Source organism: Sphaerisporangium corydalis (assembly GCF_025506355.1).
GTDB classification, from domain to species: domain Bacteria; phylum Actinomycetota; class Actinomycetes; order Streptosporangiales; family Streptosporangiaceae; genus Sphaerisporangium; species Sphaerisporangium corydalis.
In genome coordinates this window covers 30,579-51,201 of the sequence record NZ_JANZYP010000015.1, presented here as the reverse complement: position 1 = coordinate 51,201, position 20,623 = coordinate 30,579, and the positions used below count along the sequence as shown (strand labels likewise).

General features: G+C 71.0%; 19 protein-coding genes. 10 read left to right on the top strand and 9 right to left on the bottom strand.

Going from position 1 to position 20,623, the window contains the following annotated elements; translation table 11 throughout:
• The first annotated feature begins 118 nt into the window (after nt 1–118).
• Both NYZ98_RS13320 and NYZ98_RS13315 read left to right on the top strand, forming a co-directional pair.
• Nucleotides 119–1,120, top strand: coding sequence for a radical SAM protein (locus NYZ98_RS13320; RefSeq protein WP_262843047.1), 1,002 nt, complete (start codon nt 119–121; stop codon nt 1,118–1,120).
• Nucleotides 1,121–1,153: 33 nt separating this feature from the next.
• Nucleotides 1,154–2,287: a methyltransferase domain-containing protein gene (locus NYZ98_RS13315; RefSeq protein ID WP_262843046.1), complete on the top strand. Its 1,134-nt coding sequence runs from the start codon at nt 1,154–1,156 to the stop codon at nt 2,285–2,287.
• 69 nt (nt 2,288–2,356) lie between these two features.
• Here NYZ98_RS13315 and NYZ98_RS13310 read toward each other — a convergent pair whose 3' ends face one another.
• A complete protein-coding gene (locus NYZ98_RS13310) occupies nt 2,357–3,946 on the bottom strand; it encodes a hypothetical protein (protein ID WP_262843045.1) in 1,590 nt (529 codons plus the stop codon).
• Between the two features lie 231 nt (nt 3,947–4,177).
• Here NYZ98_RS13310 and NYZ98_RS13305 point away from each other — a divergent pair, with 231 nt between their 5' ends.
• From NYZ98_RS13305 to NYZ98_RS13275, 7 genes are all read left to right on the top strand, one after another.
• Nucleotides 4,178–4,747: an ATP-binding protein gene (locus NYZ98_RS13305; protein ID WP_262843044.1), complete on the top strand. Its 570-nt coding sequence runs from the start codon at nt 4,178–4,180 to the stop codon at nt 4,745–4,747.
• Nucleotides 4,748–4,929: 182 nt separating this feature from the next.
• Nucleotides 4,930–6,123, top strand: coding sequence for a sensor histidine kinase (locus tag NYZ98_RS13300; RefSeq protein WP_262843043.1), 1,194 nt, complete (start codon nt 4,930–4,932; stop codon nt 6,121–6,123).
• A gap of 142 nt (nt 6,124–6,265) precedes the next feature.
• On the top strand, nt 6,266–7,039 hold the full coding sequence (locus tag NYZ98_RS13295) for a LytR/AlgR family response regulator transcription factor (protein WP_262843119.1): 774 nt from the start codon (nt 6,266–6,268) through the stop codon (nt 7,037–7,039).
• On the top strand, nt 7,036–7,419 hold the full coding sequence (locus NYZ98_RS13290) for a hypothetical protein (protein ID WP_262843042.1): 384 nt from the start codon (nt 7,036–7,038) through the stop codon (nt 7,417–7,419). Before NYZ98_RS13295 ends, NYZ98_RS13290 begins: the two co-directional genes overlap by 4 nt.
• A gap of 115 nt (nt 7,420–7,534) precedes the next feature.
• Nucleotides 7,535–9,265, top strand: coding sequence for a sodium/solute symporter (locus NYZ98_RS13285; protein ID WP_262843041.1), 1,731 nt, complete (start codon nt 7,535–7,537; stop codon nt 9,263–9,265).
• 242 nt (nt 9,266–9,507) lie between these two features.
• Nucleotides 9,508–9,840 carry a DUF485 domain-containing protein gene (locus NYZ98_RS13280; protein WP_262843040.1) on the top strand — a complete coding sequence of 111 codons (333 nt, stop codon included), beginning with the start codon at nt 9,508–9,510 and terminating at the stop codon, nt 9,838–9,840.
• Nucleotides 9,833–11,443: a solute symporter family protein gene (locus tag NYZ98_RS13275; protein ID WP_262843039.1), complete on the top strand. Its 1,611-nt coding sequence runs from the start codon at nt 9,833–9,835 to the stop codon at nt 11,441–11,443. Before NYZ98_RS13280 ends, NYZ98_RS13275 begins: the two co-directional genes overlap by 8 nt.
• A gap of 198 nt (nt 11,444–11,641) precedes the next feature.
• On the opposite strand, the gene NYZ98_RS13270 is transcribed toward NYZ98_RS13275, so the two are convergent.
• From NYZ98_RS13270 to NYZ98_RS13250, 5 genes are all read right to left on the bottom strand, one after another.
• Nucleotides 11,642–12,577: an aldo/keto reductase gene (locus tag NYZ98_RS13270; protein ID WP_262843038.1), complete on the bottom strand. Its 936-nt coding sequence runs from the start codon at nt 12,575–12,577 to the stop codon at nt 11,642–11,644.
• Nucleotides 12,578–12,642: 65 nt separating this feature from the next.
• On the bottom strand, nt 12,643–14,328 hold the full coding sequence (polX, locus tag NYZ98_RS13265; protein WP_262843037.1) for a DNA polymerase/3'-5' exonuclease PolX: 1,686 nt from the start codon (nt 14,326–14,328) through the stop codon (nt 12,643–12,645).
• 69 nt (nt 14,329–14,397) lie between these two features.
• The gene (locus NYZ98_RS13260; RefSeq protein WP_262843036.1) at nt 14,398–14,985 is read right to left on the bottom strand and encodes a Uma2 family endonuclease; all 588 of its coding nucleotides are present in this window, start codon (nt 14,983–14,985) and stop codon (nt 14,398–14,400) included.
• 210 nt (nt 14,986–15,195) lie between these two features.
• A complete protein-coding gene (locus NYZ98_RS13255; RefSeq protein ID WP_262843035.1) occupies nt 15,196–16,170 on the bottom strand; it encodes an aldo/keto reductase in 975 nt (324 codons plus the stop codon).
• A gap of 80 nt (nt 16,171–16,250) precedes the next feature.
• Entirely contained in the window at nt 16,251–16,748 is a 498-nt protein-coding gene (locus NYZ98_RS13250) for a DUF1203 domain-containing protein (protein ID WP_262843034.1), read from the bottom strand.
• Between the two features lie 215 nt (nt 16,749–16,963).
• Between NYZ98_RS13250 and NYZ98_RS13245 the strand changes: the two genes are divergently transcribed.
• The gene (locus NYZ98_RS13245) at nt 16,964–17,518 is read left to right on the top strand and encodes an MBL fold metallo-hydrolase (protein ID WP_262843033.1); all 555 of its coding nucleotides are present in this window, start codon (nt 16,964–16,966) and stop codon (nt 17,516–17,518) included.
• A 59-nt stretch (nt 17,519–17,577) separates the two neighbouring features.
• On the opposite strand, the gene NYZ98_RS13240 is transcribed toward NYZ98_RS13245, so the two are convergent.
• The 3 genes from NYZ98_RS13240 to NYZ98_RS13230 form a co-directional block, all read right to left on the bottom strand.
• Nucleotides 17,578–18,480 carry a hypothetical protein gene (locus NYZ98_RS13240; protein ID WP_262843032.1) on the bottom strand — a complete coding sequence of 301 codons (903 nt, stop codon included), beginning with the start codon at nt 18,478–18,480 and terminating at the stop codon, nt 17,578–17,580.
• 88 nt (nt 18,481–18,568) lie between these two features.
• Nucleotides 18,569–19,765 (bottom strand): hypothetical protein, encoded by a 1,197-nt coding sequence (locus tag NYZ98_RS13235; protein WP_262843031.1) that lies wholly within the window; start codon nt 19,763–19,765, stop codon nt 18,569–18,571.
• Between the two features lie 146 nt (nt 19,766–19,911).
• Nucleotides 19,912–20,232: a hypothetical protein gene (locus NYZ98_RS13230; RefSeq protein ID WP_262843030.1), complete on the bottom strand. Its 321-nt coding sequence runs from the start codon at nt 20,230–20,232 to the stop codon at nt 19,912–19,914.
• Nucleotides 20,233–20,623 lie beyond the last annotated feature (391 nt).

The following is a 20,623-nucleotide window of genomic DNA, read 5'->3' as shown; positions in this document are numbered from 1 at the left end:
GATTTGTCCTTAGTGACTGTCCAAATCAATTCTCCAGGCAGCGCCTCGGAAGCCGCTCAACATGATGCACGGACGGTCGTGTTATCGACACGATTGGTGATCTGATCTGGAGGTCTCCGTGCATGAGCTGATCGCTAGCCCTTTCCTGGAGCAGCAATCGTCGCTCCGCCCCGACCACGAGGACGGGCTCGTCCTGCCGGAGGCGAACCACCAGGTGCTGCGGGCCCCCCATCCTGTGCAGCCCGCTCCGGTTCACTTCCTGGAGCTGGAGATCACCGGCCGCTGCCAGCTCCAGTGCGGCCACTGCTACGCCGATTCAGGTCCCAGAGCCGGACACGGGACCATGACTACCAGCGACTGGGAGAACCTGCTCGGCTCCGTTCCCGCCGCCGGGGTCGAAACCGTGCAATTCATCGGCGGCGAGCCGACCAAGCATCCCGACTTCGAGCGGCTGGTGCGACACGCCCTCGCGCAGGGTTTGAAGACACAGGTGTTCTCCAACCTCTACCACCTGCCCGATCGGCTCTGGGACCTGCTCGGCGACCCCAACATCACGCTGGCCACGTCGTACTACTCCGACGACCCCGACGAGCACGACCAAATCACGCAGCGCCGCGGCTCCCACGCTCGGACCCTCGCCGGCATCCAAGAAGCCCTTCAGCGCGGCATCCCCCTCAAGGTCGCCATCGTGAAGCTTCAGGAGGGGCAGCGTGCCGAGCAGGCGCACACGCAGATGAAGGCCCTCGGTGTGAACCGCCTCGGCCCTATCGACCGGATGCGCGGTGTGGGTCGAGGCGCCGCTGCCATCGAAATGGGTGTCAAGGAGTTGTGCGGACAGTGTGGGAACGGCCGCGCCGCTGTCTCCTCCAATGGGAACGTGTGGATGTGCGTCATGTCCCGGTTCCTGCGACCGGCGGGCAACGTCAAGATCACACCGCTCGCGGAGATCCTCGCCGGGCAGATCTGGCAGGACCTCCTAGGGCAGGTACCCCGCCGCGGCGCGACAGACTGCAACCCGGGGTCGGATGGAGACGACTGCGCGCCGGCTGAGACCCTCTGTGAGGGCGACGCCCTCATCCTGCCCGTGCGGCGGGTTCAAGTCGCCGAAGTGCCGCGATGACGGGCGGCGCCCGATACAGAGGACACTGCTGAAATGGACTGGCCATCTCGTGCGCATGAGCTCGCCGACCGCATCACTCACGCGGGATCGCGGTGGCGCGACGCGGTCTGCGTCACCCCCCGCCACCGGTTCGTCCCCGCTTGGTGGCAGTGGGCGGACGACCACTGGAAACTGCGGTACGGTCCGGCCGACGAGAAGGCCTGGCTGGACTCCGCCTATCAGAACCGCACACTCGTCACCAAGATCGGCAGCCTCCATGCTGACCAGGCCACGGCGCATGATGAGCCGACCGGGCTGCCCACCTCTTCCTCCACGCTGCCGGGCTTGGTTCTGCAGATGTACCGGCATGCCCGTATCGGGGACAAGCAGGCCATTCTCGATGTCGGTACCGGCTCGGGATACGGCGCCGCCCTGCTGTGTCACCGGTTCGGTGATGAGCGGGTGACCAGCATCGACGTGGACGACTACGTGACGTCCCTGGCCGCGGCGCGACTGGCCGAACTCGACTACGACCCACGCATCGCGACGATCAACGCCATCGGAGATATTCCATGGACGTTCGACCGGATCGTGGCGATGGTGGCGGTACGACCCATCCCCGCATCCTGGTTGGCCGCGCTCAACCCCGGCGGCCGTCTGGTGACGACCATCACCAACACCTCGCTCATCGTGGCCGCTGTGAAGACCGACGACGGCGGCGCGGTCGGCCAGATCGAACGGGACTGGGCGATGTTCATGAAGACCAGGACCGGCGCCGAGTATCCGCCGGGCCTGGCCGGGCTGATGGAGACCGCGCGCACGGCGGACGGCGAGCAGGTCTCGAACGGCCGGTTCCCCGTCATCGACATCGAGGAGAACGCGTGGGAGCTGCGTTCCATGCTGGAGGTCATGGCCCCCGGCATCGAGCACGGCTACCACGAGACCGGCGACACCCGGATCGCTCTCATGGTCCACGAAGACGGCTCATGGGCGCGGGCCGAGCAGATCGGCCGGGAGATCGCGGTCGTGCACCAGGGCGGCCCGCGCCGTCTGTGGAACCTGCTCGACGAGGCCCGCGACCACTGGCTGGAGCATGGCAACCTGCCGCTGTACGGCGCACACGTCCGAATCGCCCCTGACGGCGCGATCCGCCTTCGGCGCGGCCGGTGGTCCGCCACCATCAACTGACTCCGGGAACCCGAAAGCGTGCGTCATCCGCCGTAGGAGGACGGGCGTTTCCCGGATGTCGGCGTCGCGCTAGACCGGCCGGCTGGTGGTGATCCCCAGGGAGTGGAGTTCCTCGTCCAGGGTGCGGACGTGTTTGTTGCCCGCCCAGGGCTGGAGGCGGGCGCGGGTCTGGCGGACGGTGTCGGCTAGGCGTCCGGAGCTGTGACTCACGGTGATGTGGACCGCCTCGCGGATCTTGTCGGTTGCGGCGGCTATCTCTCGCTTGTCGATGAGGGCCTCGGCATACTCCAGGAGGGTTCTGCCGCGTGCGGGTTTGCGCATTCCCGCTGACAGGGCTCGTTCGGCCGTGCGGATGGCGTCGTCCGGTCGTCCCCAGGCGACCATGCAGCCCGCCGTGTGCCTCTCGACGCCCGCAGCCGTCCACCAGTAGAGGTAAGAGGGATCGGCTTCGGTTCTCGGCCGTTCGGCCAGGTGGCGCGACTGGACCAGCGCGTGTTCGCTGTCGCGGGCGCTGCCGTCCGCGGCGAGGATCCGTGCGAGGTCCACGGCGTGTACCGATCGGAGCAGGGTGCTCGGGCTCTGCCGTGCCCATCCTTGCGCGGCGTAGATGTGGTCGAGAGCCTCGCCGATGCGGCCCTGGAATCGTGACATGTTGGCCAGACACGTGTGGAGATAGGCGATGAGAGTGGGGTCGCGGATCTGGTGGGCTGCGGCGAGGCCCTCTTGGTAGCGGCGGCGGGCTCCGGGGTGGTCGAGGAGGTCGTGGTGGAGCCAGCCGGCGAGCTGGCTGAGTTCGGCGTAGGCGCGGATGAGCCGGTCGCGTAGGGCGGGTAGCAGGGACTCGCGGTGCAGCAGGTCGGCGACGAGGTTGCGCTGGCCCTCCACGACAGGCAGGACCTTGGCCGGGCCGAACTCGTCGTCCAGGCGGCGGCAGCGGGCGGTGAGTTTCTCGATCAGCTCCACGGTGGCGACGTCCACCCGGGTGGAGGAGCGGATCGCGGTGGCCAGGCGGTCCTTCTCGGGTGGGGACAGGTGGCGCAGCAGCACCAGGGCGGGGGCGCCGCCGAGCGCCAGGGCCAGTTCGAAGAGCAGATCGCGGCGCTTCACATCGGCCTCCTCGGCTGTGAGGGCACGCAGCAGCGCGGCGCAATCCTTGAAGCCGGGAACCGGGGCCGCCGGGCGTGCCGCTTCCACTTCCTGACCCATGGTGGCATGTCCCGGCAAGGCGGCCGGGACGCCAGAGGACCGCTGGGTGGCATGGGACGAGCGGTGGTCGGTGCGGTCGATGAGGTCGCGGTCGCGCACGCTGTAGGAGGCGTAGACCTGGTCGCCGACCAGGCGGCGGGCGGTGGTCCGGTAGACGTGTGCGAACAGGGCGATGGTGCGGGCGATCGGGCGCATGCCGCGCTGCGGCCAGTGCTCGAACTCGTACAGCCGTGACTCGCGCAGCGCGGCGGTGCCCGCCGGGTCGAGGTCGTTGTACCGCGCGGCGGCCTCGGCGGCGGTGAGCCCGTAGGCGTAGCGGTACAGACGTAGCGGGCTGACGTCGTGGCAGACGGAGAACATGTCGGCCACCTCGTCGAACGTGTAACCCATGGCGCGCAGCGCCTCACCGCGTCGCCGGCATTCCAGCAGGATGTGGAGTCCCTCGCCCGACATGGCCGTATGCCTCCCCGGCTCGAACAGGTTCCCAGATCACAGAACTTATACGCAAAGTGGTTTCCTGACTACCGAGAATGACGAAAGCTGGGGCATCGAGCAAGGTGCCCGACGGGTGGTGATCAGCCAGGCACCTATGTTCGCGCACGTCACCGGGGTTTCCGGTTGAAAGATCGCCACGGTGGAAGGTGGGATCGGTAAGGTGCGTTCGCTCGTCGATCGTTGTGGCTCGTGTCCATCAGAACCGACCCCAGCGACGAGGCGCCGCGCGTGGCCGCCGATTTCATCATCTCGCCCGGCCCGCCGCGTGCGGGCCGCTCCTCACGCGCCGTGCCGGTCGACGAGGCCGTACGACCCGGCCCGGAGGTCCTCATCTGGCGGCGCGCCTTTCCCGGCGCGCTCGACCAGGCCGCGGAGGCCAGGCGCTTCACCCGCCTCCTGCTCGGCGGCACGCCGTTCGCCGACGACGCCGAACTGGTCGTCGGCGAACTGGCGGGCAACGCCGTCCGCCACACTCGCAGCGGATCCCCGGGCGGTCACTTCGCTGTGGAGATCATCCTCACCTCGCCCCGCCGTGAGCCGCTCGGCGGCCCCGTGGCGGCCGCGAGGGTCCTGGTCACCGTCTCCGACCTCGGTGGGGCCGGTGCCCCGCGGTTCGGCGGTCATGGCGAGGCGGACGTCCCGTGCGCGGAAGGCGGGCGTGGGCTGGCCATCGTGACCGCCTTGGCGGAACGGACCGGCTTCCAGGGCGCCCCGGCGACCGGGCACAGAGTGTGGGCCTACCTCGCACGCAGGCCGTGATCGGCCTTGCTCGTGCGGGACGGCGGGGTGGACCGGGGGAGGCAGGGCTGGGTGGTGAGCGGTCAGGTGGGGCGTCCGCGCGGCGGGTGGGCAGGTGGACTGAGCCGTTCGCGCGGCGGGTGGGCCGGTCGGCGATCATCGGCGGATGCTGGGGGCGGGACGGTCGGGTAGGCTCCGGCGGCGTGGAACCGCTGCTGGCCGTGACCGTGCTTCTTGTGCTCGCCGGGGTTCCGGCGGTGGTGCTGTGGCGCGTGCTGCGCGGGCGGCGTGAGCTGGGCACCAGCCCGGCGGAGCGGGCCACGTTCGAGACCCTGCACACCGCGTCCCTGGCCGCGCCGCCGCTGCGGGCCGGGCTGACGGCCGCCGGGGCCCTGAAGGCCTCCCGCTACCTGCGCGAGCTGCTCGGCTCGCCCGCCATCGCGATCACCAGCGGCGAGGAGCTGCTCGTCTACGACGGCGCGGGCGACCACCACGCGGGGAACGCCTTCGCCCACGCCGCCGCGACCCTGCGCGACGGCCGCATCCAGGTGCTCGGCCCCGACGCTGTCTCCTGTGAGCTGCCCGAATGCCCGGTCAGGTACGCGGTGGTGGTGCCGCTCACGACCGACGAGCGGGTCGTCGGCTCCCTGGCCGCCTACGGAGACCACGCGTCGGCGGGCCTGGTCCGCGCGACCCAGGAGGTCGCCACCTGGGTCGACTCCCAGCTCGAACTGGCCGAGCTCGACCGCTCGCGCACCCTGCTCATGGAGGCGGAGGTGCGGGCCCTGCGCGCGCAGATCTCCCCGCACTTCATCTACAACTCGCTCACCACGATCGCCTCGTTCGTCCGCACCGACCCCGAGCGGGCCCGTGAGCTGCTGCTGGACTTCGCCGACTTCACCCGCTACTCCTTCCGCCGGCACGGCGAGTTCACCACGCTGGCCGAGGAGCTGCGCTCCATCGACCGCTACCTCACCCTGGAACGCGCCCGGTTCGGCGACCAGCTCCGGGTGACGCTGCGCATCGCGCCGGAGGTGCTGCCGGTCGCCGTGCCGTTCCTGTGCCTGCAGCCGCTGGTGGAGAACGCCGTGCGGCACGGCCTGGAGAGCAAGGACGGGGTCGGCCGCATCACGATCATCGCCGAGGACGCCGGGGCGGAGTGCCTGATCAGCGTCGAGGACGACGGCGTCGGCATGGACCCCGAGCGGCTGCGGCGGATCCTGTCCGGCGACCCCGACGAGCGCTCGGGCGCGGGCGGGGTCGGCCTGGCCAACGTGGACGAGCGGCTCCGCCACGTCTACGGCGACGAGTACGGGCTGGTCGTCGAGACGGCCCAGGGGGCCGGCGCCAAGATCAGCGTGCGCCTCCCCAAGTACCGCCAGGGCGTCTCCGCCTGACCGCCGTCGGCCGGTGACGAAGAGGGCGGTGGTGAGGCGTCGCCAGACTGTTATGCCCCCGCTGACCTGAGCCGTTGACTTCCACAGTCTGATTCATCACTCTCTAGTGGATTCGAGAGTGCGATCGGTGAATGGACGTGATGTGACCGGCCTGCGGGTGCTGGCGGTGGACGACGAGCAGCCTGCGCTGGAGGACCTGGCGTACCTGCTCCGGGCCGACCCGCGCATCGGCGAGGTCGCCACGGCCCGCGACGGCGCGTCGGCGCTGAAGCTGCTCGACCGCGCCATGGCCGAGGGCAGGCCCGTCGAGGCGGTGTTCCTCGACATCCGGATGCGCGGCCTCGACGGCGTCGTGCTCGGCCGGCTCCTGGCCCAGTTCGCCCGGCCGCCCCGCGTCGTGTTCGTCACCGCCTACGAGGAGCACGCGGTCGACGCCTTCGAGATCAAGGCCGAGGACTACCTGCTGAAACCGGTGCGGCCTGAACGGCTCGCCGAGGCCATCCGCCGGGTCTGCGCGGGCGTCCCCGACGCTCCCGGCGCCCTGGAAGACCCCGCCCGCCCGGCGCCGGACGCCGAGACGATCCCGGTGGAGCTCGCGGGGGTCACCCGCTTCGTCGCCAGCTCCGACGTCCGCTACGTGGAGGCCCAGGGCGACTACGCCCGCCTGCACACCGCGACCGGCAGCCACCTGGTGCGCATCCCGCTCGCCGCCCTGGAGGAGCGCTGGGCCGCCGCCGGGTTCATCCGCGTGCACCGCAGCCACCTGGTGGCGGTCAAGCACATCGACGAGCTGCACATCGACTCCGGCCGCTGCACGGTGCGGATCGGCGACACCGAGATCCCGGTCAGCCGCAGGCACACCCGCGAGCTGCGCGACCTGCTGGTGCGCCGGGCCAGGAAGGGCCGCGACTCGTGACGCCGAAGACGCCGGAGCGGCCCAAGCGTGAGGTCGTCACCAGCCCGCGTACCACGGCCGCCCGCAGGCCCCGCTACCCGGTCACCATGGAGATCGACGAGCAGACGGGCCTCGGTGAGGTCTACATGCGGTCCCTGGTCCGCACCCAGTTCCGGCTGGCCCTGTTCGTCTGCACGGTGCTCGGGTGCGTGATCGGCGGCCTGCCGCTGCTGTTCCTGCTCGTCCCGGACCTGCGGGAGGTGCGGCTCCTCGGGCTGCCGCTGCCCTGGGTGGTGCTCGCCGGGCTGATCTACCCGGCGTTCGTCGTGGGCGCCTGGCTGTACGTGCGGCAGGCGGAGCGCAATGAGCGTCACTTCGCCGACCTGGTGGAACGCCAGTGAACCCGCCCGGCACGCCTATGGCCCGAGCGCTCGGTGCCCGGCAGTCCCGCGCGCCAAGGGTCTCGCAGGCCGAGGGCGCCGCCCGCCCGCCGGGCCGCGAGGGCGTGGCGGCGGGGTGAGTGCCGCGCTCGGGCTCACGGCGGTGATCGTCGTCGTGGTGGCCGCGATCCTCATCGGGGCGTTCGGGCTGCGGCTGTCCCGCACGACGTCGGACTTCTACGTCGCCTCGCGCACGGTCTCGCCCCTGTGGAACGCCTCGGCCATCGGCGGGGAGTACCTCTCGGCCGCGTCCTTCCTCGGGATCGCCGGGCTGATCCTCGCCTACGGGGCCGACATGTTGTGGCTGCCGGTCGGCTGGACCGGTGGCTACCTGGTGCTGCTCGTCCTGGTCTCGGCGCCGCTGCGCCGGTCGGGCGCGTACACGCTGCCCGACTTCGCCGAGGCCCGCCTGGAGTCGATGACCGTCCGCCGGCTGGCCAGCGTGCTGGTCGTCCTGATCGGCTGGCTGTACCTGATGCCGCAGTTCCAGAGCGCCGGCCTGGTGTTCCGCACGATCACCGGGGCGCCGCCGTGGGTGGGCGGCCTGCTGGTGGCCGTCGTCGTCGCGGTCAACGTGCTGTCCGGCGGGATGCGCTCGATCACCTTCGTCCAGGCCTTCCAGTACTGGCTGAAGCTGACGGCGCTGGCCCTGCCCGTGGTGTTCCTGCTGTTCGCCTGGTACGCGCACGGCAAGCCGGCGCTCGGGCGCGACGCGCCGCCGGTCTTCACCGACGCGGTCAGCGTCGCGGTCAGCGCCGACGTGACCGTGAACGTCGAACGGCCAGTCGCGGTGACGGTGACCGGCCGCCTGGACGGCAGGAGGATGAGCGGGCAACGGGTCACGCTCCGGCCCGGCCCGCACGCCATCGCCCACGACACGACGGTCACCTTCCCGGCCGGGACGCCGGTGCCGCACGTGGAGAACCTGCCCGTCCTCACCGACCACCAGTGGGCGCTGCCCCTGCACAGCCGCGAGCACCCGCTCTACGCCACGTACTCGCTGATCCTGGCCACCTTCCTCGGCACGATGGGCCTGCCGCACGTCCTGGTCCGGTTCTACACCAACCCCGACGGGCGGGCCGCGCGTCGCACGACACTCGTCGTGCTCACCCTGCTCGGCGCGTTCTACCTGCTCCCGGCCGTGTACGGGGCGCTGGGCCGGCTCTACACCCCCGAGCTGCTCATGACCGGCCGCACGGACGCGGTCGTGCTGACGCTGCCGGGCCGCCTGATCGGCGGGGCGGCGGGGGACCTGCTCGGCGCGCTGGTCACCGCCGGGGCGTTCGCCGCGTTCCTGTCCACCTCCTCCGGGCTCGCGGTGTCGGTCGCCGGCGTCATCGGGCAGGACATCCTGCGCGGCGGCGTGCCGTCGTTCCGCGCCGCCACGCTGCTGGCCGTCACGGTGCCGCTCGTGCTGGCCACGGTGGCCCGGTCGCTCGCGGTGGCCGACGTCGTCGGCCTGGCCTTCGCGGTCGCCGCCTCGTCGTTCTGCCCGCTGCTCGTGCTCGGCATCTGGTGGCGGCGGCTGAGCACGGCCGGCGCGGTGGCGGGGCTGCTCGCCGGGGGCGGGCTGGCCGGCGGCGCCGTCATCGCGGTCATCACCGGCGGCCCCTACACCGGCTGGACCGGGGCGCTGCTCGCCCAGCCGGCCGCGTGGACGGTCCCGATCTCCTTCGCGGTCATGATCCTCGTGTCGCTGCTCACGCCCGGCCGGGTGCCGCGCGGGGTGGCGCGCACGATGGTGCGCCTGCACGCGCCCGAGGCGCTCGACCTCGACCGCGGCGACTGGCGTCCCCGCTCCACCTGACCGGCCCGCGTCCAGAGACCCGCGCGGAGCCGCCCGTCCGACCTGCGTCCAGGGACCCGCACCGCCCGTCCGGCCCGTGAGGGCCCGCCGTTCGTCGCGCGGAACCCGCCTTTGGGCGCAGGACCCCGCCCCGTGAGCGACGGGTCGGGACGGCTTGGCGACAATCACCTCCCGGCCTCTCCGCGACGCCCCCGCGCCTCTCCTACGGTAAGCGTGATCCAGATCACAACGTGGGAGGTCTCGTGGCCACTCAGCATGATGAGTCATCCACATATGAACAGGTGCAGGCCAGTGCCGAATTCCAGGAGCTGCGCCGGCGCTACCGCAACTGGGCCTTTCCGGTGACCGTGGGCTTCCTCCTTTGGTACCTGCTGTACGTGGTGCTTTCGGGGTGGGCGCGTGGCTTCATGGGGACCAAGGTCTTCGGCAACGTCAACGTGGCGTTGATCTTCGGCATTCTGCAGTTCGTGTCGACATTCCTGATCGCGTGGGCGTACGCCCGGCACGCGGACAAGAAGCTCGACCCGCTGTCAGGCAAGCTTCGCGGTGAGGTCGAGGGGACGATCAGTGAATAACCACGCACTGTCGATCACGCTCTTCGTGATCTTCGTGGCGGCCACGCTCGGCATCACCTTCTGGGCGAGCCGCCACACCAAGAACGCCACCGACTTCTACGCGGGCGGCCGCTCGTTCACCGGCCTCCAGAACGGCATGGCCATCGGCGGCGACTACATGTCGGCCGCCTCGTTCCTCGGCATCGCGGGCATCATCGCGCTCTCGGGGTACGACGGCTTCCTGTACTCGATCGGCTTCCTGGTCGCCTGGCTGGTCGCGCTGCTGCTCGTCGCCGAGCTGATGCGCAACTCCGGCAAGTACACGATGGCCGACGTGCTGGCCTTCCGCATGAGCCCGCGCCCGGTACGCACCGCCGCCGGCGTGTCGACCATCACGGTCAGCATCTTCTACCTGCTCGCCCAGATGGTCGGCGCCGGCGCCCTGGTGGGCCTGCTGTTCGGCATCACCTCGCCGGCCGGCAAGGCGGGCACGATCGTGGTCGTCGGCCTGCTGATGATCGTCTACGTGGTCGTCGGCGGCATGAAGGGCACGACCTGGGTGCAGATCGTCAAGGCCGTGCTGCTGATGACCGGTGCCGCCCTGGTGACGATCCTCGTGCTCGCCCACTTCGGCTTCAACCTCTCCAGCCTGCTCGGCACCGCCGCCCAGCAGAGCGGCAAGGGCGCGGCGTTCCTGGAGCCCGGGCTCAAGTACGGCGTGGAGGCCAAGGGCCTGGCGAGCAAGCTCGACCTGGTCAGCCTGGGCCTCGCCCTCGTGCTCGGCACGGCCGGCCTGCCGCACATCCTGATCCGCTTCTACACCGTGCCGACCGCCAAGGTCGCCCGCAAGTCCGTCATCTGGGGCATCGGCATCATCGGCGTGTTCTACCTGCTCACCCTGGTCCTCGGCTTCGGTGCCGCCGCCCTGGTGGGCAGCAAGGCCATCGCCGAGCAGAACAAGGCGGGCAACACCGCGGCACCACAGCTCGCCCAGAAGGTGGGCCAGCTCATCTTCGGGGACACCGGCGGGACGATCCTGCTCGCGGTCATCGCCGCCGTCGCGTTCGCCACGATCCTCGCGGTCGTCGCGGGCCTGACGCTGGCCTCGTCGTCGAGCTTCGCCCACGACCTGTACGCCCACGTGTTCAAGCGGGGCACCGCGACCGACGCGCAGGAGATCAGGGTCGCCCGGATCGCCGCGTTCGCCATCGGCGCCGTCGCGATCGTCCTCGCGATCTTCGCGCAGGACCTCAACGTGGCGTTCCTGGTGGCGCTGGCGTTCGCGGTGGCGGCGTCGGGCAACCTGCCCGCCATCCTGTACAGCCTGTTCTGGAAGCGGTTCAACACCGCGGGAGCGGTCTCGGCGATCTACGGCGGCCTCACCTCCGCCGTCCTCCTCGTGATCTTCTCCCCGGTCGTCTCGGGCACGGCGACATCGCTGTTCCCCGACGCCAAGTTCAACTGGTTCCCGCTGGAGAACCCGGGCCTGGTCTCGATCCCGCTCGGCTTCCTCGCCGGGTACATCGGCACGAGGCTGAGCAAGGAGTTCAACGCGCAGAAGTACGCCGAGATCGAGGTCCGTTCCCTCACCGGCGCCGGCGCGGAGAAGGCGGTCTACCACTGACGGCCGGAGCCCCCTCCCGGTGAGCATCGGGGCCCCCGTCTCGGGGGCTCCGGTGCGATCCGGGGGCGATCCCCTCAGCCGCCCGGCCGCGGGTCCCCCTCACCTCCACGGTCCCGCGACCGGGCCCGCCGCCACCGCGCGGCGGGCCCGGCTGCGTCAGGCCCGGTCCACGGAGGCCTGGTCCCCCAGGCGGAACGGTCAGGCGGAGGCCTGGTCCAGCAGGGCGACCTCGTCCGGCGACAGGATCAGGTCGGCGGCGGCCAGCAGGGCCGGGACCTGCTCGGGGACCCTGGCGCTGGCGATCGGGGCCGCGACGGTGGGCCGGCTGAGCAGCCACGCCAGCGCCACGGCCGCCACCTCGGCGTCGTGGGCCGCGGCCACCTTGTCCAGGGCCTCCAGCACCCGGCGGCCCCGCTCGGTCTTCAGGTACGGGGCGGCGCCGCCGGCCCGCGCCGAGTCGACGGTGACCCCCGGGCGGTACTTCCCGCTCAGGAACCCCCTGGCGAGGCCGTAGTACGGCAGGCTGGACACGCCCTCGCGGGCGGCCACTTCTTCGAGCCGCCCCTCGTACCCCTCGCGTTCCACCAGGTTGTAGGGCTGCTGCAGGACGGCGTACCGGGCGACGCCCAGCCGCGCGGAGACGTCCAGCGCCTCCTTGAGCCGGTCGGCGCCGTAGTTCGACGCGCCGATGTGACGCACCTTGCCCTCGCGGACCAGCTCGTCGAACGCGGTGAGCGTCTCCTCCAGCGGGGTGTCCTTGTCGTCGGCGTGGGCGTAGTACAGGTCGATCCTGTCGGTGCCGAGCCGGCGCAGCGACCCCTCCACCGACACGCGGATGTTGCGCGCGGAGAGCCCCATGGCGCCGGGCTGCCTGCCGACCTTGGTGGCGATCACGACGGAGTCGCGGTTGCCGCGCTCGGCCATCCACTCGCCGATGATCGTCTCGGACTCGCCCCCCTCGTTGCCGGGCACCCACGCCGAGTAGGCGTCCGCGGTGTCCACGAAGTTCCCGCCGCCCTCGGCGTAGGCGTCCAGGACCGCGAACGAGGTGTCCCGGTCCGCCGTCCAGCCGAAGACGTTGCCACCCAGGCACAACGGGAAGACCGAGAGGTCAGTGTTGCCGATGTTCGTCATGATGTGAGCCCTAATCCGGTCGATCGACAGAGTGGACATCCAAACACGCAGCCGGGGGCGGACGCTCAGGCGCGGCCGAGGAAGGACAGCAGGCGGTCGAGCGGCCAGGTGTTGATCACGTCGTCGGTGGTCAGCCAGGCCCGCTGGGCGAGGCCGACGCCGAACCGCAGGTTGTCCATGTGCGGCACGGCGTGCGAGTCGCTGTCGATGGAGAACTTCACCCCGTGGTGGCGGGCGAGCCGCACCAGGTCGGCGGGCAGGTCGGCGCGGTCGGGGTAGGCGTCGATCTCCATGGCGGTGCCGGTGCGCGCCGCCGCCTCGAAGACGGCCTCCCAGTCGGCGTCCACGGGCGGGCGCTTGCCGATCTTCCGGGTGGTGGGGTGGCCGATGATGTGCACGTTGGGGTTCTCGCAGGCGGTGATGAACCGGCGGGTCATCTCCTCGCGCGACTGGGTGAAGTGCGAGTGCACCGAGGCCACGCACACGTCGAAGCCCTCCAGGACCTCCGCCGGCCAGTCGACCTCGCCGTCCGGGTCGATGTTGAGCTCGGTGCCGTGCAGCAACCGCATGTCCGGATATTCGTCTTGGAGCCGGCGGAGCCGGGCGCGTTGTTCCAGCGCCTTCTCCAGCGTCATGCGCTGCATGAACAGGTTCGGCGCGTGGTCGGTGACCGCGTAGTACGCGTACCCGCGCCGGGCGGCGGCCTCGACCATGTCCTCGAGGGTGGCGATGCCGTCGGTCAGGTCGGTGTGGGTGTGCAGGTCGCCTTTGAGGTCGGCGAGGGTCACCAGCTCGGGCAGCCGGCGGCGCAGGGCCGCCTGGACCTCGCCGCCGTCCTCGCGCAGCGGCGGTGGCACCCACTGCATGCCGAGCGCCTCGTAGATCTCCTCCTCGGTCTCCGAGGCGATGACCGTCTCACCTTCGAACAGGCCGTACTCCGACAGCTTCCAGCCGCGCTTCACGCACATCTCGCGCAGCAGCACGTTGTGCTCCTTGGAGCCGGTGAAGTACTGCATCGCCGCGCCCCATGAGGCGGCCGGCACTACCCGCAGGTCGACCTGCAGGCCCTGTACCGTGCGGACCGACGTCTTCAGCGGCCCGCTCGCGATCACCTCGGCGACGTACGGCTGCTTCTTGAAGACCTCCATGAGCGACTCCGGCCCGACGGCCAGGATGTCGACGTCGCCGACCACGTCCTTCATCCGGCGCAGCGACCCGGCGTAGGCGGCGCGCTCGGCCGGGAGCGAGGCGATGACACGCTCGGCCAGGTCCATGGCCACGCCGATGTGCACCCGCTCGCCGGCCCGCTGGAGCTGCTCGATGCCCTTGAGCAGGTTCTCCTCGGTCTTGGCCCCGAACCCGCGCAACCCCGCGAGCCTGCCCTGGTGGATCGCCTCGGCCAGCGCCTCGGGGGAGTCGATGCCGAGCTCCCGGTACAGGTAGACCGCCTTCTTCGGGCCGAGCGTCGCGACGCGCGTCAGCCGCCGCACCCCGTCGGGGACCACGACGCGCAACTCGTCGAGCTGCCGGAAGCTGCCCCGCTGGAGCCACTCCTCCATCTTCTTCGCGATGGCCTCGCCGACCCCGGGCACCCGCCGGACGTCGACCTTCGAGATGTCCTCGGGATGCCCCGCGATGGCCTTGGCCGCCTTCTGGTAACTCCGCACCCGGAAGGCGTCGCCCCCGTTCATGGCGAACAGGTCCGCGTACTCCTCCAGCGCCGCCGCCGCCCCATCATTAGCCCGCCCCATCCCCCAAGCTTACGGACCTCCCCCACCCCCCGCCGCACCGTTACGGAACCGGGCCGCGACAGAGACGATCTACGCCCGGGGACGGCGCGTCAGGGCAAGGGGCTCGATGGTGACGGGAAAGGGTTCGGTGACCGTCGCCGACTCTCCCGCTCCCACCGTCCGCGCCTCCGTGTACTCGCGGCCGTCGAGCTCGAACATGACGACCTTCGGCTCCGGCTCGTCGATGCGCACGACCCAGTAGAACGGAATGCCGATGTCCGCGTACACGCGGCATTTGGTGATCAGGTCCCGTGTGATGGCGTCCTTCCCGGTGATCTCGACCGCCAGGAGGATGTCACCGCCGAGGAGCAGTTCGTACCCGCCCTCCGTGAGCTCGCCGGCGATCACGGCGACGTCCGGGCTGCGATACCCGCCACGAGCCCCCGGAACGGCCACGTCCACCGGCCCCACCGCCACCAGATCGAGCCCGGCCACCTCCGCCGCGTCATCGAGGACGCGCATCAGCCGGTTCGCCACGAACTGGTGCCCGGGGGAGGGGGAGTTCATCACGATGAGGTTTCCATCCTCGATCTCGTATCGGAATCCGTCCGGCAGATCCCGGGTGTCCTCCCGCGTCCAGGGACGACCGGTCCGGTGCTGATCGAACTCGATGGTCATGGTCACAGGCTAAGTCCTCTCCGTGAGCGAGCGAGGGCGGCCGGCGGGCGGACCCACCTCGCGATCGCGCAAGGTAAACACTCGACAACTCTAAGTCATGTGAAGGTCTGGGGTGACGCGATCGGAGGAACGGGCCCTGACCGGCGAGATCGGGAAAAGGAACGGCCCGCCGCGGAGCACGGCGGGCCGGGGCGCGTTCACGGGGCGGGGTCAGTGGGCTATGGGGCGGTCCTGGTAGGGCTCGGCGAGGGAGGTGAGTTCCTTGTCGGTCAGGGTGAGGGCCTCGGCGGCGACGGCGTCGTCCACGTGGAGGTCCTTGGTGGCGCCGATGATCGGGGCGGTGACGCCGGGCTGGGCGAGCAGCCAGGCCAGGCCCACCTGGGCCGGGGAGACGCCGCGCCCGGTGGCGACCTCGGCGACCCGGTCGAGGACCGCGCCGTCGCTCGGCCCGCCGTACAGCTCCTCGATGCGGCCGTCCGCGTCCCCTCGGGTCGTCGCCAGGTCCGGCGAGCCGGCCCTGGCCACCAGGCCGCGCGCCAGCGGGCTCCACGGGATCAGCCCCACACCCTGGTCCAGGCAGAGCGGGATCATCTCCCGCTCCTCCTCCCGGTAGAGCAGGTTGTAGTGGTTCTGCATCGACACGAACTTCGTCCAGCCGTTGACCTCGGCGACGTGCTGGGCCTTGGCGAACTGCCACGCGAACATGGAGGAGGCGCCGAGGTAGCGCGCCTTGCCGGAACGCACGACGTCGTTCAGTGCCTGCATCGTCTCCTCGATGGGCGTGTGGTCGTCCCAGCGGTGGATCTGGTAGAGGTCCACGTAGTCGGTGCCCAGGCGTGTGAGCGAGGCGTCGATGGCCGCGTGGATGTGCTTACGTGACAGCCCCCTGTCGTTGGTCGCCTGTTCGACGGGGAAGAAGACCTTGGTGGCGAGCACGTAGTCCTCGCGGCGGGGGAAGATCTCACGGAGCAGCCGTCCGGTGACCTCCTCGCTGGCGCCGACCGAGTAGGTGTCGGCGGTGTCGAAGAAGGTGATGCCCGCGTCGGCGGCCCGGCGCACGAGCGGCTCGCCGCCCTCCGCGTCGAGCACCCAGTCCGGCCCCTTGGACGGGTCGCCGTAGCTCATCATCCCAAGGCAGATCCGGGACACCCTCATACCGGTTGAACCAAGCCTGACGTAGTCCATGTCCATACCTCCCGCAGCACATCCCATCACGCCGCCGGGCCCTCCGTAGACGGGGGACCCGGGGCGATCAGGCTTGGAGGTCAGGCGTGGTGGACCTCGAACAGGAAGCAGCCGAACTCCACGCAACGCACGTGCACCATCGCCACGGCCGGGTCGGCGAACTGCTCGGCCAGGACCGCCTCAGACGCGGCGGCGTCCTTGCTCGCGTGCCGGTCCACCAGCCGGCCGCCGAGGATGGCGCCGCTCTTGTCGTACGCGCGGAACACGCGCCGCTCGCCGCCCATACCGATAGGGAACCCCGTCCCCTCAGGCCCGCCACACGGTTCGGCGTGCACGAACACCGGGCCGAGCTCCTCGTACGGGCCCGGCTCGGCGCCGGTGCGCGCCGCCCACCGGCGCAGCGGCGCGTACGAGACCAGGGCCATCCGCTCGCCCGCATTGCTGTAACGCAGGCAGCACCGCATCGGCTCGCCTCCCTCGTCGTACACGGTCACCCTGGGCGTGAGCCCGGCGTCGTCGCGCACACGCAGCTGGGCAAGGGTGTCGGGGTCGATGGCCGTCGCCACGAAGTTCGTCATGGACCCATCCTCGCGTCGTGCCACGGCGCCGCGCTGGCGGAAATCGGTCCTGGCGTAACCCCCTCCCCGGCCGGTGACACAAACGGCCGCTCGCCGGGGCGCCGACGGCATGGCATCTCGGCTCGTGGCCCCTGAGGTGCTACAACGAGAACGTCACCCGGCTCAGGGACGGACGGCACATCCGCCCGCGAGCCACCGCTGAGAAGGGGCACACCGTGACCGCGACCGTCCATGTCCTGGCCGAGGGGTACATCGGGGATCGGGTGGCCGGCACGGTGACGCTGCTGCTCGACGGCGATCTGGTCGCCGTCGTGGACCCCGGCATGGTGGCCGACCGGCGGCTCATCCTGGACCCCATCAAGGGCTTCGGTCTCGCGCCCGAGGACGTGACCGACGTGGTGTTCTCCCACCACCACCCCGACCACACCCTGAACGCCGCGCTGTTCTCCCACGCGCGTTTCCACGACCACTGGGCGATCTACCACGACGACGTCTGGGAGGACCGCGACGCCGACGGGTTCGCGCTCTCGCCGTCGGTGCGCCTGATGCGGACCCCCGGGCATACCTGGCAGGACATCACAACTTTGGCCGAGACCGGCGACGGGCTGGTGGCCGCGACGCACCTGTGGTGGACCGCGGACGGCCCGGACGAGGACCCGCTCGCCGAGGACCTCAGCGAGCTCATGACCTCGCGCCGCCGCCTGCTGGAGCTGCGCCCCGCCCTGATCATCCCCGGCCACGGCTCCCCGTTCACCCCGCCCACCGGCTGAGCCGGAACACGCGCTGACCCGCGACGCCCGCCGGCCGGTGACGCCCGGGTGCGGCCCGGTCATTTGAGCTGGGGGCGCCGCGAGCAGATCTCGGAGGTCGCGGCCAGGGGGTCCGCGCAGTACCGCTTCAGCGGTGTCTTCATGTACGCCGACAGCGACGGGTCGGTGACCAGCACGGTCCCCGTGTACGCGCGGCCCTTGGGAAGGACCGCGCTCGTGCGGAACGGCCGGCCCCCGCGGTTCATGACCTCCAGGCGGTGCGGCTCACCGTCGGCGAAGTACTCCACGATGATGGTCCACTCGCAGTACCTCCGCGTCGTCGTCACGTTCAGCAGCAACGACTGGGAGGCGTCCTTCGCAAGGACGAGCCTGCGCGCCTTCGGGCCGGTGAAGTAGGGCTTCCCCGAGTTGTCCACCAGGACGGGGTTCCGCGCGTCAAGGTCGGCGCTCAGATAGATCTTCTCCTCGGCCCCTCCCTGGTACCCGTGCTCCATCAGGTCGCCGTCGAGCGGGGCGGCGCACCTCTTCACCGAGATCAGGATGTTCTCGACGCTCACCGGCCGGTGCCGGTTCCCCGTGAGGATCAGCGAGGAGAACGTCCTGCTGACGTCGGCCGCGCCCAGCCTGTTCAACGTCGAGTAGTCGCCGAGCCCCTTGAACGTGATCTCCGCCGGGTCGACGCCGGAGCGCGGCAGCACCCACCAGCTCGGGCCCGGCGCCCCTTCCAGGGCCACGGCCCGCACGGGGCCTCCCGAGGACAGCTTGTCCACCAGGTCGGCCACCGGGAGCCAGCTCTCGATGACGCCCGACGAGGCGTCGGTGAGCTGCACGGCGAGCGCGCCCAGCACGATCGCGCCCACCCAGGCGGCGGGCTTGCGCGCGAGCGCCCTCAGCCGGCCCTTGGCCGGCGGCGTGACGGCATGGGCGTCGCGCGGCTTCCTGTTGCTGCTCCGGCCGTTCATCCGCACCGTCCGCGTCTGGTGTCCCGGTCTGGCGTTGAGGTGTTCAATATCCCGGTTCGGTGCCCTGGCCCGCCCAGGGAATCACGCATCACGCCCGGGCCCGGCGGTGCCGGAGTGCGGCCACCAGACCGATCACCAGTCCGTACAGGACGCCCGACCGCATCGCCTGCGGGACCACGCGCGTGTACAGCGGCCCCCACGGGTTGACGCCGGAGACCTCGAACAACCCGTACCGCAGGCAGGCGGTCGCGAGCGCCGCCACCGTCGCGCAGCACAGACAGGCCGCCAGCACCGGCAGGGCCGGCGACCGCGCGGGCAGCGTCCCGAGCAGCCACAGGAGCGAGGCGGCGAGGATCACCAGGAAGACCAGGAACAGGGCCACGTCCGCCTGCCAGGTGACGTTCCCGAGTACGGCGGGGCGGCCGATCCTGATACGCACCGATTCCTCCGTGACCGAGGAGAGGTAGCGGCCCACCGCGCCGGTCCCGTTGACGGCGTCCCGCAGCGTCGTGGTGCCCGCGAGCGCGGCCAGGACGACCGCCGCCAGCAGCGCCGAGTCCACGACCGCGACCGTCGCGGCGGGCGCGTTCGGGAGCATGCGGGGGACGCCGTACGGGAGCACGGAGTTCCTTGACCGGCCGGCCACCTCGGCCGCGACCCTCCGGACCTGCTCGGTCACCCCCGGCAGGCGCGCCAGGCAGCCGGCCAGCGTCAGGGCCAGCGCCAGGGAGAAGATCGACACGGCGAACTGGTACCCGGTGTGCCGCCCCTCCGGCCCGTCCCCGGACGCGGTCACCAGCTCGGTCGCGAACGTGCACAGCGAGGCGGAGACCCCGATGCCGGACAGGGTGAGGAACACCAGCCTGCCGATGCCCGGCCGGTGCCCCGCCCCCTCCACGAGGGTGATCAGCATCAGGATCACGACCAGGACGAACGACACGAACGTGACGTTCGGCGGGTAGGCGAACGGCGTCTGATCGAGCAGGCTGGAGAACGCGAACGTCGCCAGGTCGGGCGAACCGTAGGAGAGCACTATGTACCCGATGTCCGAGGTCGCCTTGCCGAAGTCGTAGGCGTTGTAACGGTTCCCCTCGAGGAGCATGGCGTCCAGCGCCGGCGCCCGCTCGCGCAGGACGTCGAACCCGGCCACATCGAGGAACCAGAACGTCACGAGCAGCCCCACGGCGCCGAGGACCGTGCTGACGGCGACCATGACGCGAACGGGACTCCCGCTCAGCGGCCCCCGGTCCGGCCCGGCCTCGACCGGCAGGTCGTCATCCTTCACGATCCCCCTGACGCCATAGGCGAATTCCCCCGCGGCCGGTGTGATCATCGCGTCGCCGCGGCGGGAGCGCAACCCACTTTCGCCCGGCCTTGCCCCTGTTCTTTCCGCTCCGCCTAACAGACCCGCAGCACTTCTTTCCGCTCCGCCTAATGGACCCGCAGCACGAATCCGACCTTGGTGTCGTTGAGCGTGCCGGTGACGCGCCAGCAGCCCGGCTTGGGGAACGTCACTCCGGTGGGCTGCAACCCCGTCGGCGCGTACCCGGACGGCACCTCGGTGACCGCCGTCCCCCTTTCGCCGATCCTTGTCGCGCTCAGCTTCAGCCGGCCCTCGGCCAGCCGCCACCAGCCGATCTTCAGACCGTAGCCGCGCCCGTCGGGCGTGATCTCGTACTGGGCGACGGGAAGCGACACCCACAGGTCGTCCCGGCCGAACCACTGGTCCTGACCGGGCGCCTGCCGGAGCACCTCGCGCGGCGGACCGGCCGCCCGATCAGAGACCCGCGTGACCGCACACCCCGCCTGCTCGGGTTCGCCCCCGCTCGCCCGCGCCCCGGTTGGTCGGCCGCTTGGCGCGTTCGCGGAGGACCCAGGGTCCGGCGAACAGCCCGAGGAGGCGACCCAGACGCCGACGACAAGGGCCAGGAGGACGAGCGACCGTCCCCGCGGTCGGCGGGGACGCACCAACCGGGTACGGCTCGCGGTCGCGGGTTCGGTCGAGGTCACGGTTCCGGGCGCGGTCACGGGTTCGTGTGCGGTTTCCACGGGTCGGTTACCGCTGCCTGAGCCGAAAGGTTCCGCACACCGTGCCCCACCAGCCCGGCCCTGCCCGACCTGCCCGATCCTGAGCCACCTGACG